Annotated in this window: 18 protein-coding genes; 16 read left to right on the top strand and 2 right to left on the bottom strand. The window is 44.0% G+C overall.

Annotated features, from left to right (window positions below):
- Nucleotides 1-137 precede the first annotated feature (137 nt).
- From ORD22_RS02905 to ORD22_RS02875, 7 genes are all read left to right on the top strand, one after another.
- Nucleotides 138-671: a Spo0B domain-containing protein gene (locus ORD22_RS02905; RefSeq protein ID WP_317644369.1), complete on the top strand. Its 534-nt coding sequence runs from the start codon at nucleotides 138-140 to the stop codon at nucleotides 669-671.
- 3 nt (nucleotides 672-674) lie between these two features.
- The gene (gene obgE, locus ORD22_RS02900) at nucleotides 675-1,964 is read left to right on the top strand and encodes a GTPase ObgE (protein ID WP_317644368.1); all 1,290 of its coding nucleotides are present in this window, start codon (nucleotides 675-677) and stop codon (nucleotides 1,962-1,964) included.
- Nucleotides 1,965-1,996: 32 nt separating this feature from the next.
- Nucleotides 1,997-2,452: an ACT domain-containing protein gene (locus ORD22_RS02895; RefSeq protein WP_317644367.1), complete on the top strand. Its 456-nt coding sequence runs from the start codon at nucleotides 1,997-1,999 to the stop codon at nucleotides 2,450-2,452.
- Nucleotides 2,453-2,489: 37 nt separating this feature from the next.
- On the top strand, nucleotides 2,490-3,374 hold the full coding sequence (gene pheA, locus ORD22_RS02890) for a prephenate dehydratase (protein WP_317644366.1): 885 nt from the start codon (nucleotides 2,490-2,492) through the stop codon (nucleotides 3,372-3,374).
- A gap of 127 nt (nucleotides 3,375-3,501) precedes the next feature.
- Complete coding sequence (locus ORD22_RS02885; protein WP_317644365.1) at nucleotides 3,502-4,584, top strand: LysM peptidoglycan-binding domain-containing protein; 1,083 nt, start codon at nucleotides 3,502-3,504, stop codon at nucleotides 4,582-4,584.
- Nucleotides 4,585-4,590: 6 nt separating this feature from the next.
- Nucleotides 4,591-5,460, top strand: coding sequence for a phosphotransferase (locus ORD22_RS02880; RefSeq protein ID WP_317644364.1), 870 nt, complete (start codon nucleotides 4,591-4,593; stop codon nucleotides 5,458-5,460).
- A gap of 12 nt (nucleotides 5,461-5,472) precedes the next feature.
- Entirely contained in the window at nucleotides 5,473-6,195 is a 723-nt protein-coding gene (locus ORD22_RS02875) for a YebC/PmpR family DNA-binding transcriptional regulator (RefSeq protein WP_317644363.1), read from the top strand.
- 42 nt (nucleotides 6,196-6,237) lie between these two features.
- On the opposite strand, the gene ORD22_RS02870 is transcribed toward ORD22_RS02875, so the two are convergent.
- Entirely contained in the window at nucleotides 6,238-6,855 is a 618-nt protein-coding gene (locus tag ORD22_RS02870; protein ID WP_317644362.1) for a hypothetical protein, read from the bottom strand.
- A 302-nt stretch (nucleotides 6,856-7,157) separates the two neighbouring features.
- On the opposite strand from ORD22_RS02870, the gene ORD22_RS02865 reads away from it, so the two are divergent.
- From ORD22_RS02865 to ORD22_RS02835, 7 genes are all read left to right on the top strand, one after another.
- Entirely contained in the window at nucleotides 7,158-7,724 is a 567-nt protein-coding gene (locus tag ORD22_RS02865) for an NADPH-dependent FMN reductase (RefSeq protein WP_317644361.1), read from the top strand.
- Between the two features lie 120 nt (nucleotides 7,725-7,844).
- Nucleotides 7,845-8,450, top strand: coding sequence for a Holliday junction branch migration protein RuvA (gene ruvA, locus ORD22_RS02860; protein ID WP_317644360.1), 606 nt, complete (start codon nucleotides 7,845-7,847; stop codon nucleotides 8,448-8,450).
- Between the two features lie 19 nt (nucleotides 8,451-8,469).
- Nucleotides 8,470-9,468 carry a Holliday junction branch migration DNA helicase RuvB gene (gene ruvB, locus ORD22_RS02855; protein ID WP_317644359.1) on the top strand — a complete coding sequence of 333 codons (999 nt, stop codon included), beginning with the start codon at nucleotides 8,470-8,472 and terminating at the stop codon, nucleotides 9,466-9,468.
- A gap of 18 nt (nucleotides 9,469-9,486) precedes the next feature.
- Entirely contained in the window at nucleotides 9,487-10,539 is a 1,053-nt protein-coding gene (queA, locus tag ORD22_RS02850; protein WP_317644358.1) for a tRNA preQ1(34) S-adenosylmethionine ribosyltransferase-isomerase QueA, read from the top strand.
- On the top strand, nucleotides 10,540-11,679 hold the full coding sequence (gene tgt / locus ORD22_RS02845; RefSeq protein ID WP_317644357.1) for a tRNA guanosine(34) transglycosylase Tgt: 1,140 nt from the start codon (nucleotides 10,540-10,542) through the stop codon (nucleotides 11,677-11,679).
- Between the two features lie 50 nt (nucleotides 11,680-11,729).
- Nucleotides 11,730-11,990, top strand: a complete 261-nt coding sequence (yajC, locus tag ORD22_RS02840) for a preprotein translocase subunit YajC (protein WP_317644418.1) — start codon at nucleotides 11,730-11,732, stop codon at nucleotides 11,988-11,990.
- A gap of 108 nt (nucleotides 11,991-12,098) precedes the next feature.
- Nucleotides 12,099-12,734: a DUF421 domain-containing protein gene (locus ORD22_RS02835; protein WP_317644417.1), complete on the top strand. Its 636-nt coding sequence runs from the start codon at nucleotides 12,099-12,101 to the stop codon at nucleotides 12,732-12,734.
- Here ORD22_RS02835 and ORD22_RS02830 read toward each other — a convergent pair.
- Nucleotides 12,731-14,248 carry a putative polysaccharide biosynthesis protein gene (locus ORD22_RS02830; RefSeq protein WP_317644356.1) on the bottom strand — a complete coding sequence of 506 codons (1,518 nt, stop codon included), beginning with the start codon at nucleotides 14,246-14,248 and terminating at the stop codon, nucleotides 12,731-12,733. The two genes, ORD22_RS02835 and ORD22_RS02830, sit on opposite strands and share 4 nt — an antisense overlap.
- A 114-nt stretch (nucleotides 14,249-14,362) precedes the next feature.
- On the opposite strand from ORD22_RS02830, the gene ORD22_RS02825 reads away from it, so the two are divergent.
- Both ORD22_RS02825 and secDF read left to right on the top strand, forming a co-directional pair.
- Nucleotides 14,363-14,674 (top strand): post-transcriptional regulator, encoded by a 312-nt coding sequence (locus tag ORD22_RS02825; protein WP_317644355.1) that lies wholly within the window; start codon nucleotides 14,363-14,365, stop codon nucleotides 14,672-14,674.
- A gap of 130 nt (nucleotides 14,675-14,804) precedes the next feature.
- Nucleotides 14,805-17,072 carry a protein translocase subunit SecDF gene (secDF, locus tag ORD22_RS02820; RefSeq protein ID WP_317644354.1) on the top strand — a complete coding sequence of 756 codons (2,268 nt, stop codon included), beginning with the start codon at nucleotides 14,805-14,807 and terminating at the stop codon, nucleotides 17,070-17,072.
- Nucleotides 17,073-17,125: the final 53 nt, after the last annotated feature.

Below are 17,125 nucleotides of genomic sequence, written 5' to 3'. Positions count from 1 at the left end.
GAAGCTATATTTCGTGAGCGTCACCCCCGCTTCCACAATCCCAAAACACGAAACTTCACAAACACGAAGATTATTTTAGTGATTTCTGTATGAAAATGCTATACTAAGAAGTACGAATTGAGCTGGCGGTGAAAATAATGGGCAAGAATGAATTGAACGTGTCGCAAGCGGTGAAATTTAGTCGACATGATCATATGAATGATCTTCAATTATTGCTTATGTATATTGATATGGGAAAATATACAGAAGCTAAAAACTGCATCCTAGAAAAAACAGCAGATATGCAGCGGCAAGCATTGCTTCAAAAGCTTTGTCTGCCGTATACAGAAGAATGGCTGACGACACTTGAGTGGCGTTATCCTGTCTTGACAGTCGAACTGTATTGCGACATCGTTTCGAAAATTGATTCGAGCGATCTCGACGTAGTGCTTGTAAATTATTTGGAAAATCTCGTACAGATGGTGATTCCGAAAATTGAGCGCTATGCAAATTGTGCAGTAACCATTGAAGTGGTGACGGAAGAGACGTCTTGGTTTATTCAATTGACGTTTTCAGAAGTATGCATAAAACAACTAGACATCCCAGAAAACTCATCTCAGTTTACGGTCGAAGTCCACGGAGAATCGAATCAATGGACGATTACTATCGGTGGACAATTAGGAGGAAAATAAATAATGTTTGTAGATCACGTAAAAGTATTTGTTAAAGGTGGCGACGGTGGCGACGGTATGGTTGCATTCCGTCGTGAAAAATATATTGCCTATGGTGGACCCGCGGGTGGAGATGGTGGTAAAGGAGCAGATGTTACATTTATCGTAGACGAAGGTTTACGTACGTTAATGGACTTCCGTTACCAGCGTCACTTCAAAGCCCCGCGTGGAGAGCATGGCGGCAGCAAGAACATGCACGGACGTAGCGGGAAAGATATGATCGTTAAAGTTCCACCGGGTACAGTTGTTAAGGATGCTGAAACGGGAACGATTATTGCCGATTTGGTGGAAGACGGCCAGACAGCGGTAATTGCTCGTGGTGGACGTGGTGGACGAGGAAACAGCCGTTTCGCTACACCACAGAACACAGCACCTGAACTATCTGAAAAAGGAGAACCGGGAGTAAGTCGAGACATTATTTTGGAATTAAAAGTACTAGCAGATGTCGGTCTAGTAGGATTCCCGAGTGTCGGTAAATCGACGTTACTATCTGTCGTCTCTGCAGCGAAGCCGAAAATTGCGGACTACCATTTCACAACACTCGTTCCAAATTTAGGGATGGTGGAAACAGATGATCATCGTACGTTTGTTATGGCTGATTTGCCTGGATTAATCGAAGGCGCACATGAAGGCGTTGGACTTGGCCATCAGTTTTTACGTCATATTGAGCGGACGCGTGTTATTGTCCACGTCATTGATATGTCTGGACTAGAAGGTCGCAAGCCAATCGACGACTACCGCACGATCAATGCAGAGCTTGAGCAGTACAATATGCGCCTAACAGAACGTCCACAAATTATTGTTGCTAATAAAATGGATATGCCAGATGCAGAAGAGAATTTGATTGAATTCAAAGAAGCATTGGGTGACGAAGAAATACAAGTATTCCCGATTTCTGCATTGACAAGAACTGGACTAGATCCGTTATTGTATGCGGTACTCGATTTGTTGGAAACGACACCAGAATTCCCGATGTTGGAAGAAGTCGAGGAAGACGAAAACTCTGTATTGTATAAACACGAAGCGACAGGGCCGGATTTCGTTATTTCACGCGACGACGATGGCGCCTACGTGTTGTCAGGTTATACACTAGAGCGGTTGTTCCAGATGACAGACTTCAACTTCGATCAATCCGTTCGAAAGTTTGCTCGTCAGATGCGCGGAATGGGTATAGACGATGCATTGCGTGAACGTGGTGCGGAGAACGGGGATATTGTTCGGATCATGAATTACGAGTTCGAATTCTTGGAGTAAGACTTGTAATCGTTCGTTGTGGGGGGATCGTAATGGAGCAAATCGGGGAAGGCCAGTTTTATTTGGTCCGAGAAGATGTGTTGACAGAATCCATGCAGAAGATGCTGGAAGCGAAAAGAATGTTAGCGAGGGGCGAAGTGACAACGATCCAAGAGGCAACTAAACGGGTTGGTCTGTCACGCAGCGCCTTCTATAAATATCGTGATGCCGTGTTCCCGTTCGAGTCAATCGCACGGGACCGCATTTTGACAATCTTTATTCAACTAGAAGACTTGAAAGGGTCATTGGCTGTGCTATTGGAAATCGTCTCTGAGTCGAAGTGTAATGTCTTGACGATCCACCAGACAATACCTGTACAAGGTCGTGCCAATATTACATTGTCACTTGATGTTACGGAAATGGAAATAAAAGTAGAAGCCTTTTTACAGCGATTAAAAGCGCCTCGATTTATTGATTCTGTTGATTTAATTAGTTCAGGAGTGTTTTAAGTTTGATCGCTTGAATAGCTTAGGAGATGAAAGTGAAATGACAGAGAAGAAATATACACCGTCCGTTGCGTATTTGGGACCTGAAGCCACATTTACACATATCGCGGCTGTTGATTTATTTGGTAAAGAAGGATTGTCGCCACGACCGACGATTCCGGATTGTATTGAAGCTGTTACGGCAGGACATGTTGCGTATGCGCTCGTTCCATTAGAGAATGCGCTCGAAGGTTCTGTACCGTTGACGATTGATTACCTATTCCATGGTGGAGAATTATTCATCGCTGCGGAAATTTCTATACCGATTGAACAACACTTACTAGTAAATAAAGCGCAAATGGATCATATGGATGAATTGGAATCCATCCAATCTCACCCACATGCCCTTGCACAATGCCATAAGTTTTTACAGTATCGTTATCGTCGTGTTCCTTTAATTCGGACGACTTCGACAGCGGCGGCAGCTAAATCTATTTCTGAACAGCCAGAATTGCGCGTTGCAGCAATTGGTAATCGTCTGGCGGCAGAAACGTACGGCCTACATATAGCAGAAGAAAATATTCATGACTTCCATTTTAATCACACGCGTTTTGTTGTATTGTCGTTGCGAAAAGAAAAGCTTGAACATAACAAGCACGAAGCTTCAGTGAAGACTACATTGATGGTCAAATTACCTGAAGATGATCGGCCGGGTATGTTGCACCAGATTTTATCCGTTTTCTCATGGCGCCGTCTGAACTTGAGTAAAATTGAATCGAGACCGTTGAAGACTGGGCTCGGACAATATTTCTTTATTATCGATATTATGGAATCCGAAGAGCACCCAATGATGAAAGGTGCGATGGAGGAGTTAGCAGCGCTTGGTTGCACGGCTCGTTCATTAGGTTCTTATTATGTATATGAAAGTAATCCATCCACTAGCTAACGCTGGTTGGGTGGATTTTTTGTAATAAACGTTTTCCTACTGAATATACATGACAAGAGAGGATGCTTACGAGTAACCAAATTAGGCGTCCGTTCATACGATGGATTGATGGAAGGGGGAAATGTTAGTGGAAGTTCATATTGTTGTCAAAGGTGATACGTTATGGAAGATCGCAAGGCAATACAATATTCCATTTGAAGAACTAAAGCGGGTGAACGCACATCTCGCGAATCCTGACTACATTGTACCTGGGATGAAGATCTTTTTACCGATGGATAAGAAAAAACCGATTCGTAAAGGTGAGCAATCGAAGCGAGAGGTAAGACCACATGAGAAACCGCACCATGGGCCATCAGAGAAACCTTACCACAAGCCAACAGAAAAACCGCACCATAAGCCATCAGAGAAACCGGTGATACCGCCACAATCACATACGAAGCCATCAAAACCAACACCGCCAAAACCGCAGCCACCTGCACAACAAGTACCACCGTTGCCGCAGACACCACAAATGCCAATGCAACCACCAAAACCACCACAGATGCCGCACATGCCACAGCAACCACCAGCAACTCAATTGCCGCACATGCCGGCAGTGCCGATGTGGCAAGCCGTGTTTCCTATTTGTGGGTGGATGCCGATTTTCGATGCGGACTGTCATCCGCACATGTCACAACAACCAATGCCGCCAGCGATGCAAGCGCCTATTAAGCCATTACCGTCAAAAGAGTCTTCGAAATGGTATGAGGAATCATCGCATCATCACCATCGACCAGCACCTATCCCAATGCCGGATGGTTGGCAGTTAATAGAATCCAGCTCTCTGCACACGTCGACGAGACCAACACCGATGCCAGCGCCAACGCCACCCGTCGCGATGCCTGAACAGTCAGCGCCAAAACCAATGCCGATGCCAATGGTACCGCCAGCTCAGCCATCGATTCCACCGAAAGCGTGCACACCGGCAACATGGTGTCCGTCTAATCAAGACTATCAAGACCCTTGTTCACCACAATGGCCTGGTCAGCAACAGCCGCAATGGCCAATGCACTCCATGCCACCGATGCAACCATTTCAATGGTTGCCTGTGTGTCCGCCAGCAGCACCTATGATGCAACCATGGCCTCAACCAATGAACCCGATGCCGTGGCCACAAAATATGCCGAATTATCCGACGCCTAATCAGGATGATTGGCCTAGAAACCCATAATGGGATATGACAGATCATCAGCGATTTACGAAAATAAAACAGAACGTCTGGAAAATGGAATCTGGCGGAGCGGTATATTCTGTAAAGAAATACGAATCACTTGCGCAAGCGGTGAAAGTTCGACAAGTTCATCAAGTACTTAGCGTTCACAATTTTCCACACATCGTACCTGTTTTAGAGAAACAAGATCCATTGCTTCTGATACAGCCGTGGCTTGAAGGAGCGCGTGCTGTCAATTTCAAGCGTAGAATCGATCGGATCGATTCATTTAAAGCACTACAAGCATTACATGATACGAAGTCCCAAGTTGATTGGTCAACTGTTTCCTGTCTTCCTTATTATCATATGTTAGAGAAATGGGACGTCCGTTTAGCGAAGTTTTTGGAACTGCAAGAGATGTGCGAGCAGTTCCTTCCTCTTCATACGATTGAAGAGTTGCTCGCGTATGGTCAAGATGCGTTGAAGATTTGCAAGAAGCAAGCGCCACCCGTCGATTCGTTAACCTTACTGCATGGTGACGTAGTGCATCATAATATTTTGCGTGATGCTTCGGGTCAAATTCGCTTTATTGATTTCGATTTGGCGTGTTTAGGGACAGCCGAGGATGAGCGTGTGTTATGGATGCATCGCGTGCTACCGCAAATTTCCTATAATCCCGAATTTTTAATGGGTGAGCATCCCGATTTACAAACGTTGTCCAATCAATCCTTAGCTAAACTATTGTATCCGAATGAAGTGTTACGAGAATGGTTGCATCTATTGTCGCTTCCTGCTGCGCAACGACAGCGAATGGTCAACAAGCTCCTGCAATTTACGGAAACGGCCCTCTCACATTGGCCAAGATTATGGTATGATGTAGAGCGAATGATGAAGTAGGGGGTTTGATCCATGGCAGGCCATTCAAAGTGGAAAAATATCCAGAACAGAAAAGGCGCACAGGATGCAAAACGAGGAAAGATCTTTCAGAAGATGTCACGTGAAATTTACGTGGCGGCTAAGTCTGGCGGAGGCGATCCAGACACGAATCCAGCTTTACGTCTAGCAATTGATAAGTCAAAAGGTGAGAATGTCCCGAATGATGTAATTCAGCGAGCGATCGATAAAGCAACAGGTGCCGGGGCGGATGAAAACTACGAGGAAGTAATCTATGAAGGTTATGGACCAGGCGGAACCGCCGTACTCGTCTATTGCCTGACAGAAAACCGCAATCGTACAGGTCCTAATATCCGCGTAGCATTCAATAAAAATGGTGGTAGTTTAGGAGAAACTGGCTCCGTCAATTATTTATTCGAACGCAAAGGGCGCTTGTTTATTGAGCGAACAGACACAACGGACGAAGACGCAGTGATGATGGCGGCACTTGAAGCAGGTGCGGAAGATATCATCTCCACGGAAGAAGGATTTGAGATTATCACGACACCCGCTGATTTTTTAGCTGTGAAAGAAGCGCTTGAAGCAGAGGAACATGAATTGATCTCTTCGGAAGTTGAAATGATTCCGTCTGTCTATGCAGAGTTGTCTGAAGAGCAAGAAGAACAGTTTGAGAAAATGATCGATGCGCTTGAAGACGATGATGACGTGCAAAATGTGTATCATAATGCAGGAAATTAAAAAAATCCGACTGGTGAAAATACTCCAGTCGGATTTTTTGCGTTATTCATTCAGTTCAAGTGTCTCAAGCATATGATGGAAACGTGCACCATGACCTTCTTGCGCTTCAAGGAAATATGTCTCCGTAATGAGTAATGTTCCCGCGCCAGCTGCTAGTAGATACACAGTCTTCACTTCACTATCTGGTTCAATACCGTCTTTACCGTGTAGTGAAATTGCAGCTACAGGAGACGTGACATTCTCTTCTTCCATTGTATAAACAGTATCCTTCTGCAAGTCTTCTTTCACTTCTTCGGGTTTTTTATCATCGATCATAAGAAACTCCATCTGTACCTCTGGATACCCTTCAGGAACGTCAACGACAGGCCTCAGCACATCTTTATCTTCTCCTGTTTCGAATGTATAGCGTTCTTTATCGATATACAGCGAATACAGCGAGTCGTGACCCTCTACTAGGTCCATCGTGATCGTCATTTCTTCACCTTCTACAGATTGCGTTATTTCCTTCGTAGGCTCTCGATCAAGCGGCGGCGTCACCTCCGTATTTTCTGTAGGTACCTCCAAAGGTGCTTCCACGTCAATATCTTCGGTCTTCTCCGGCGAGCTACAGCCAACCAACAACAAAGCAGCGGCTGCACTAGAATACAAAACTTTTCGCATGAATAATCCTCCTTACATCTTGGTATACTACCATTGCTTTATGTTTCAGGTGGACACGTCTCTTATAATCCCTCAGTGAGCTGATTCTTCAAGGGTCTTCTTAAGATAATGATAAGAATGTTCAGCCGGTTAACAAAAAAATACAGTTTTAATTGTCATACCCATTGTCGAATAATTCAACCAATTAGACCGGATAATTAACGGCACAGAATGTAATGAAAGCTGAGCAAATGTCTAGAGAATCGACACAGCAAGAGTTATAATAATATAGCATATAGTCACAAAAAAAGGAGCAATACATCATGACAATTAAAGTAAAAGCAATTATAGGTAGCACAAGTTCTACATCATACAACCTAAAACTAGTCGAATTCATGGCGAAGCGCTATAAAGAACAACTAGACATTACACCCGTACGCATCAACGATTTGGAAATGTTCTCAATAGATAACGAAAACGAACCGTCCGCAGCGGTGCAAGCGTTCAAAGATGACGTCAAAGATTCAGATGCAGTGATGTTCGCAACGCCAGAATACAACTTCTCCATACCGGGTGCAATGAAAAACGCAATCGATTGGTTATCTCGTGGCGGTGATTTCACACTGCACGGTAAAACAGGCTTCATCGTTGGATCTTCAATGGGCGTCTTCGGTTCTGTACGAGCACAGATTCACCTACGTGAAATCCTATCGAACCCAGCATTGGCACCAATTTTATTGCCGGGTAACGAAGTATACATCGGTGCGATCCATACGAAGCTAAATGAAGAAGGCGACTTGACGGATGAGCCGACGATTGCTTTCCTAGATACAGTTGTCAATAACTTCATCGAGTTCCACAACAAACAACAAGCTGCACAATTAGCGTAACTCGTAAAAATGGACACGACTTTCACGTGTCCATTTTTTTGCGAGAAAAACTAAAGGTCTGACAAGTAGAAAACCCGTTCGTATGCTATAATAGCAGGTATACTTTAGGGGGAGAATACATTGTACGATTACATAAAAGGGTTAGTGACACGTGTGACACCGGAATATATTGTCTTGGAGCAGCAAGGAATTGGCTGGCAAGTGATGACGCCGAACCCGTTTGCATTCCATATTACAGAAGAGCAGCAACAAGTTTTCACTTATTTGCACGTCAGAGAGGACACACAGCTATTACTCGGCTTTAAAACGCTTGAACAGCGCGAACTGTTCCGCAAGCTAATTACAGTGTCTGGGATCGGTCCAAAAGGTGCGCTTGCTATACTCGCTAATGGATTGCCGTCTCAAGTCGTCAGCGCGATTGAACGCGAAGATGAAGGATTTCTTGTGCAATTTCCAGGGGTCGGTAAGAAAACGGCTCGTCAGATGATTCTGGATTTGAAAGGCAAGTTGCATGATCTGTTTACGGAAATTGACTTGCCAGATTCAGAAGATACGTTATTAACGCTTGCTGAAAGTGATGAGCTGGATGAAGCGATTCTTGCGTTATCGGCACTTGGCTATTCGGAGCGTGAACTGAAGAAAGTACGGCCACAGCTTGAAAAGGAAGAACTCGATACTGAAGGGTATATGCGTCTAGCGTTAAAACTATTATTGAAACAAGGCTAACACGATGGAGGTGGTTCCAATGGAAGAACGCATTTTGACGAATGAAGTAACTGAGTTTGACGATAGTTTTGAACAATCGTTACGTCCGCAATTATTACAGCAATACATCGGTCAGCAGCAGGTGAAAGATAATTTATCGATCTTCATCGAAGCGGCAAAAGGTCGGCAAGAAAGTTTGGATCATGTGTTGCTGTACGGTCCGCCGGGGCTTGGTAAAACGACGTTGGCAACAGTTATCGGTAATGAAATGGGCGTCAATGTGCGCATGACGAGTGGTCCAGCGATTGAACGTCCCGGTGACTTGGCAGCTGTTGTGTCTTCTTTGGAGCCGGGGGACGTGTTATTTATCGATGAAATCCATCGGTTGAACCGCGCGATTGAGGAAGTGCTGTATCCGGCAATGGAGGATTTTTGCCTGGATATTATGGTTGGTAAAGGCCCGACTGCGCGTTCGGTACGTCTCGATTTGCCTCCATTTACTCTAATAGGTGCGACAACGCGTGCAGGAGCATTGTCTGCCCCGTTACGCGACCGATTCGGTGTGCCGTTACGTCTAGAATATTATGAAGTAGAACCGCTGACTGAAATCGTTATTCGAAGCGCTGGACTATTTGATGTCCAGATTGATCCGCAAGCAGCTGTCGAACTGGCGATGCGCTCACGTGGGACTCCGCGGATTGCCAATCGTTTGTTGCGTCGTGTGCGGGATTATGCACAAGTCCGTGGCAACGGGACGATTACACAGACGATTGCACAAGAAGCACTCGATATGTTGCAAGTAGACAGTCATGGGCTCGATCAAATCGATCATCAATTACTCCACAGCATGATTGAACGTTTTCGTGGCGGACCGGTCGGTATAGACACACTCGCTGCGAGTATTGGAGAAGAGTCAGTGACGATTGAAGATGTTTATGAACCGTATTTATTACAAATGGGATTTATTCAACGCACAGCGCGTGGACGGATGGCGACAGAAAAAGCGTATGCACATTTCGGCTATCCGCTCCCGCAATGACAGATAGGAGTTAGCATGATGGATGTACAAGATTTTGATTTTGATTTACCGGAGCATTTAATCGCTCAAACCCCTCTTCTAGACCGTACAGCGAGCCGATTACTTGTGATGGATCGCGACAATGGAGAAGTAGGACATAAGCATTTTCGGGAGTTAGTGGATGAACTAGAAGCGGGCGATTTGCTCGTGTTGAACGATACGAAGGTCCTTCCTGCTCGTTTAATCGGGACGAAAGAAGACACGGGTGCGACGATTGAAGTATTATTGCTGAAGGAAATTGGCGAAGAGCGTTGGGAGACGCTTGTGAAACCGGCGAAACGTGTGAAAGTAGGCACGGTCGTAACATTTGGTGACGGACGTTTGCAGGCGAAGTGTACGGCAATCGGTGAACAAGGTGGACGTGAATTTACGTTTATCTATGATGGGATTTTTTATGAGTTGCTCGATCAACTTGGACAAATGCCATTGCCTCCCTATATTACGGAGTCACTAGAAGATCAGTCACGTTATCAGACGGTTTTCGCAAAAGAACGTGGTTCAGCAGCCGCACCTACAGCGGGTCTTCATTTTACGGATGAAATTTTAAATGCATTGCGTGATAAAGGTGTAAAAGTCGCGTTTATTACATTACATGTTGGACTCGGTACATTCCGTCCGGTTAGTGTGGAGTCTATTGCAGACCATACGATGCATGCGGAGTATTATGTGGTGACGGAAGAGACAGCAGCGCTTGTGCGCGAAACGAAAGCGAGTGGGGGGCGAGTTGTTGCGGTTGGTACGACATCGACGCGTACACTTGAAACGATTGCTTCGGAAAATGATGGTGTAGTAGTTGCTGCAAGCGGTTGGACTTCGATTTTCATCTTCCCTGGTTATGAATTTAAAGCGATTGATGGCTTAGTGACGAACTTTCACTTACCAAAATCGACGTTATTGATGTTGTTATCAGCATTTGCAGGACGCGACTCAGTATTATCCGCTTATGAAGAAGCCGTGAAAGAGCAGTATCGCTTTTTCAGTTTTGGGGACGCGATGTTTATTCGTCCCGCTACAAGAAAGGAACGAGTGTAATTGGCAGCTATTACGTATGAACATATAAAAACATGTAAACAAACAGGAGCGCGGCTAGGAATTGTCCATACGCCTCATGGCTCATTTGAAACACCTGCTTTCATGCCGGTCGGAACGCAAGCGACGGTTAAGACGATGGCGCCGGAAGAGTTGAAGGCAATGGGTGCGGGTATTATTTTAAGTAATACATACCATCTATGGCTTCGTCCGGGACATGAAATTATTAAAGAAGCAGGCGGACTGCATAAGTTCATGAACTGGGATCGTCCAATTTTGACGGATTCCGGTGGTTTCCAAGTGTTTTCATTAAGCAAATTCCGGGATATTAAAGAAGAGGGCGTTCATTTCCGCAATCATATTAATGGCGATAAATTATTTTTGAGCCCTGAAAAAGCGATGGAAATTCAAAACGCGCTTGGTCCGGATATTATGATGGCGTTTGACGAGTGTCCGCCATTCCCAGCGACACATGAATATATGAAGGCAAGTGTCGAGCGGACGTCTAGATGGGCTGAACGTTGTTTAGAGGCGCATCAACGTCCAAATGAACAAGCATTATTCGGTATTGTGCAAGGGGGAGAATATAAAGATCTTCGCCAGCAAAGCGCGAAAGATTTAGTGTCACTCGATTTCCCAGGCTACGCAATCGGTGGATTGTCTGTTGGGGAGCCAAAAGATATTATGAATCGTGCGCTTGAATTTACGACGCCTTTATTGCCTGAAAATAAGCCGCGCTATTTGATGGGTGTCGGTTCTCCGGACTCATTGATTGACGGTGCGATTCGTGGAATAGATATGTTTGACTGTGTATTGCCGACGCGTATTGCGAGAAACGGTACGTTGATGACGAGTGAAGGGCGCTTAGTTGTGAAAAATGCGAAATATGAACGCGATTTTGGTCCGCTTGATCCGAATTGTGATTGTTATGCATGTAAAAACTATAGTCGTGCGTATATTCGTCACTTAATTCGCGCGGGAGAAACATTTGGTATTCGTTTAACGTCTTATCATAACCTGCACTTTTTGCTGAATTTAATGGAGCAAATACGTCAGGCTATACGCGAAGATCGTCTAGGTGATTTCCGTGAAGAGTTTTTTGAGCGATATGGCTTTAATAAACCGAATGCAAAAAACTTTTAAATCAAGTATAATAAATCTTGATGATTCAGGAAGGGGGAAGATATAAGATGATGGAACAATATAGTGGTATTTTCACTTTAGTAATCATGGTTGCGATTATGTGGTTTTTACTCATTCGTCCTGCTCAGAAGAGACAAAAAGCGGCGAAAGAGATGCAAAACTCATTGAAGCGTGGAGATGAAGTTGTAACAATCGGTGGGCTTCATGGAACAGTAGACGCAGTAGACGAAACGTCAGTTTTCTTACGCGTTTCTGACACGACAGTTTTGCGTTTTGACAAGCAAGCAGTTGGTAGAGTAGTAGCAGCATGATAAAAAGCGGTTATCTAATGGATTGTCCATAGATTGCCGCTTTTTTGTATGTGTGCGTATAGAATCTGCGCTCTAAGCAACACTAGGTTGCAAGGAGGCAGATGCGTGATGCATGAGCTGTTGATCATAGGTTTCCGAACGATTTTTCTTTATGTTTTTCTTTTAGTGATTTTACGAATTATGGGTAAACGGGAAGTCGGTGAACTGGGTGTTATTGATGTTGTGGTGTTCATCATTATGGCAGAAGTAGCAGCGATGATTGTGGAATCGCCTGATCGACCGATTATCAACGGTGTGTTACCTATTCTCCTATTGCTTGTGATTCAATATATTTCATCGTTAATTTCATTGAAGAGTAAAGCATTTCGAGATCTTGTAGATGGAGATCCGACATTGATTATTAAACATGGGATAATCCAAGAACAGGAAATGCGTAAACAACGATATAACTTGGATGATTTATTTCAACAACTGCGAGAAAATCAAATTGCATCCATACACGATGTTACATTTGCTTATTTAGAGTCGTCCGGAAATTTATCAGTTTTTACGAAAGATAATGGCTCACCGATTATTGGGCTCATTCTCGACGGGGAGATCCAGCCCGAACATCTTCAATTAATTAACAAGACGGAAGATTGGTTGATGGATGAATTAAAAGCTAAACAACTGACCGATGTTTCTACTATTTTCTATTGTTCTTATGAGCAAGGTGAGATTAAAGTACAGTTGAAGGAAAGCTAGTAGCGTTTCACTAAATTCCGCAGCATAATCCAATCTTGCTTTTTAATTTGCCTCGTTAACAATAATAGTGCCAGTAATACAGCGGATGTGATCATGCATTCTGTAAATAGATGGTACGATCCGACGGGGATGAAGATTGGACGCATGACGACGGTTAATAAGAATGCGGCATAAGTCATAGCGAACATCGAGAATCCTGTCGCTGTTGATTTGTTTTGCCGCAACGTAGCGATATGCAAGAATGAAGTTACAAGGACACCAAAACCGATAGCGAGAACAGCACCCGTTTCTTGCAACCCCGGTTGTGACGCTAGAATGAACATGACCGCAAGTTTCGCAATCCCTCCATATACCGAGTTCATCATGCCGGCTTTCGCATCGCCGGTAGCTTGCAAAATCGAATACAATGGACTTTGAATATAATAAAAGAAAAAGACCGGAGCTAATAACGTCATATAACTGGCACCGTCTACTACATGGAATAACTTTTCCGCCAATGCTTGACCGTGAATATAAAATACAGTCGCTGCAAACGCACCCGTTAAAGCGGATAAACGAAGCGCTAAATGAATTCGTTCCTGCAACTTTTTGACGTTGCTTGAAGCGGCTGCACCACTAACGGCAGGAACGAGTACGACGGACAAAGCATACGGAATAAAGGCCGGAAACAACAGTAACGGAATAAGGACACCGGAAATGACACCGTATAATGACGTCGCTGCTACAGTACCAACGCCCGCCATACTCAACGCACGTAAAAAGATGATCGGCTCTAGAAACCAAGTAAAAGTTCCGAACAACCGACTACCCGATGAAGGGAGTGCTACCTCAAGAATAGGCTCCATTGGATAACGGGGTTCTTTTTCCTGTTTCTTTGGCAGTGTCTTTTGATGTTGTCTATATTTATGTAGCAAATACAGTACTGAAACGACTTCTGCCAAAAATGTCACAGCCATCGCATACGCAGCGTTGATCATTGGATCTTCTGGCGCAAGAATGTATGGCAACATCCACGTAATGAGTATGATCCGAAAGATTTGCTCAATGACTTGCGCCCACGCAGTTTCTTCTATGCGCGCAATCCCTTGGAAATACCCTCTGACTAATCCACCAATGGCCGCCACTGGTACGATTGCAATCGCTACATAAAGCGCATTTGACGTAGCTGCATTGCCAAGCAGATTACCTGCTAAGAATGGAACGAATAAAATACTTGCAGGAAGAAATATGGCACCCGACAGAATGGTGATGAACGTAGCGGTTTTCATCACTTGCCGTAGTTGCACTGTGCCACCTTTTGCTTTAATTTCAGCAATTACTTTAGCGAGCGCAATTGGAACGCCTAACTGAACGAGTGAAAGAAAGAACACAAACGCTGGATACGCAGTCATATAAATTCCAACCGTTTCTTCTCCCGCGACTCGCATGAATTGAATTCGATAGACAAATCCGAGTAGTTTCGATAAAAAGACAGCGCCCATTAAGAACATCGTACCGCGGATAAAGGATGACACGTAAACCACTCCTTCTCAATCTCCATAGATATGAATACAACCGTATGGAAATCTCAAATATAGTTAAGTGTATGTGTTATAATCGAGTTTATTCCGCGATAGGGGGAAGCTACGTTGAATGAACTATCGAAAGAGTTGTATGCACAGGTTTTGCCTGCACTTGAAAGTAAAAAGAATGAGTTTAATTTTTATGGTTATGCAGAGATATCAGAAGAAGCGTTGTGGGATTATTTTGTCGTGAAAAAGTGGCGAAAAAAAGATGTGTCAACTATGCATGCTTATGAAATGATTGCGGATGTCTTCGCATTGACTCCTGCTCAATTTATGACACACACGCAGACAGAGGCTCAGCGCAACAGCAAAGAATATCCCGAATTGAGTGATGAAGAACGTGCCCTTCTTTTTTCTCCAAAAAAGGTCGATTAATTTGCAACTATTGTCGTCAACTATTTGACACAGACAACTGACTGTTTCATAATTGGTATGTTGTACAATGAGAGAACGAAGTACATAACAAGTGCTGTGCCGCTCTAGTATATGAGGGGGAAAAGGAAATATGAAAAACAGAGGAAGGATTGTCGCGTTTTTGCTGCTTATTGTCATCCTAGCATCAACGATTTTTTCTACGACAAATCCAATTTTAAAAGACGTTAAGCTCGGTCTTGATTTGCAAGGCGGTTTCGAAGTCCTGTATCAGGTGAAACCATTGAAAGAAGGTCAGAAGATTACGGAGTCTACGGTAGCCGATACGGCCCGCGCGTTGACAAACCGAATCGACGTGCTCGGTGTTAGTGAGCCAAGCATCCAGATCGAATCGAACAATCGGATTCGTGTGCAGCTAGCCGGAGTCGAAGATCAGGAATCTGCGCGTGAATTATTATCCACTCAAGCGAATCTATCATTCCGCGATGCGGACGACAACTTGATGCTTGACGGAAATGATTTGAAGGAAGGTAAAGCGAAAGCCAATTTTGATGAAAACAACAACCCTGTTGTTACATTGGAAATGAAAGATCCGAATAAATTCGGTGATGTCACATCTCAAATTGTACAAAAGAAGCCAAACAATATGTTGGTTATCTGGTTAGACTTTAAAGAAGGCGAGAACTCCTTTAAAGAAGAAGCAATGAAACCAGATCCTGCATTTATCTCAGCTCCTTATGTTTCAAAGACGATTAACTCATCGAACGTCGAAATCTCCGGGAACTTCACCGTTGAAGAGACGAAAAATCTTGCGGGCATTTTAAACGCGGGTGCATTACCAGTACATTTGGAAGAGATCTACTCTACATCTGTTGGTGCACAATTTGGTGAACAAGCACTGGAAAAGACAGTATTTGCAGGAATCGTTGGTGTCAGCTTAATCTTTATCTTTATGGCATTCTATTATCGTTTGCCAGGGGTTATTGCAGTCGTTACACTTTCTGTTTATATCTACTTAATTTTACTAGTGTTTACGAAAATCAACGGTGTATTGACACTGCCAGGTATCGCAGCTTTGATGCTCGGGGTCGGTATGGCGGTCGATGCCAACATTATCACCTATGAGCGAATTAAAGAAGAATTGCGTGTAGGAAAGTCCATCAAGTCTTCCTTTACAGCTGGTGCAAAATCTTCATTCACGGCGATTCTCGATGCCAACATTACGACGCTTTTAGCGGCTGTTGTATTGTTCATCTTTGGAACAAGCTCTGTTAAAGGTTTTGCAACAATGCTCATTATTAGTATTTTAGTCAGTTTCTTGACAGCTGTTTGGGGCTCTCGTCTATTGCTTGGACTGCTCGTTCACAGTGGTAGCTTGGACGGAAAAGTCGGCTTGTTTGGACTTTCTAAGAAAGCCGTACACTCAGCAGATGAAGGTTATGAAACACTTGATTTAACGACGAAATTCGATCGTTTCGATTTCGTAAGTGTAAGAAAACGTTTCTATACGATTTCTATTGCGCTATTAGTAGTCGGTGCGATCATGCTTGGCGTCTTCAAGCTCAACCTAGGAATTGATTTCTCCGGTGGTACACGGGTCGAGGTTCTTGCTACGGACGCGCTCGATGAAGCAGTGGTCACAAAGCAACTAGAAGAGATCGGTCATCCAACGTCGGACGTTGTTATTTCAGGTGACGAGAAAAATATCGCAGTTGCGCGATATAAAGAAGATTTCACACAAGAAGAAGTCAACGGTATCAAGAGAGAATTACAAGCGATTTACGGTGCAGAGCCTAATGTTTCGACAGTTTCGAGTACAGTCGGTAAAGAGCTCGTGCGTAATGCGATTTATGCACTAGCGATTGCAGCACTCGGAATTATCATCTACGTAGCACTTCGCTTTGAATGGCGTATGGGTCTAGCGGCCATTCTCGGTTTACTACACGATGCGTTCTTCATGATCGCGGTCTTCAGTATTCTGCGTCTCGAAGTGGACATCACGTTTATCGCAGCGGTCTTAACGATCATTGGTTATTCGATAAACGATACGATTGTCACCTTCGACCGGATTCGTGAAAACTTGAACCACTCGAAGCATATTGATAATGCAGATGAATTGGCTTTGATTGTCAATAAATCATTGCGTCAAACACTCGGTCGTTCGGTTAACACCGTCTTGACTGTCATCTTCGTAGTTGTTGCGTTGATGATGCTTGGTGCAGAATCAATCAAACCATTCTCTATCGCGTTGTTGATCGGTTTACTTGCAGGCACGTATTCATCTATCTTGATTTCCGCACAGCTTTGGTTTGATCTGAAGAAGAAGCAAATTACAAAGAGTGGCGGTTTGAAAGTAGAAAAAGAGAAAAAGCAATGGGGCTCAGACGAACCAGTCGTTTAAGACGTTTGAACCATAGGAAAAGCAGGGTATACTTCGGTATATCCTGCTTTTTT

Source organism: Sporosarcina sp. GW1-11, assembly GCF_033088395.1.
Classification (GTDB): Bacteria; Bacillota; Bacilli; order Bacillales_A; family Planococcaceae; genus Sporosarcina.
This window is presented reverse-complemented; position numbering and strand designations above follow the sequence as displayed.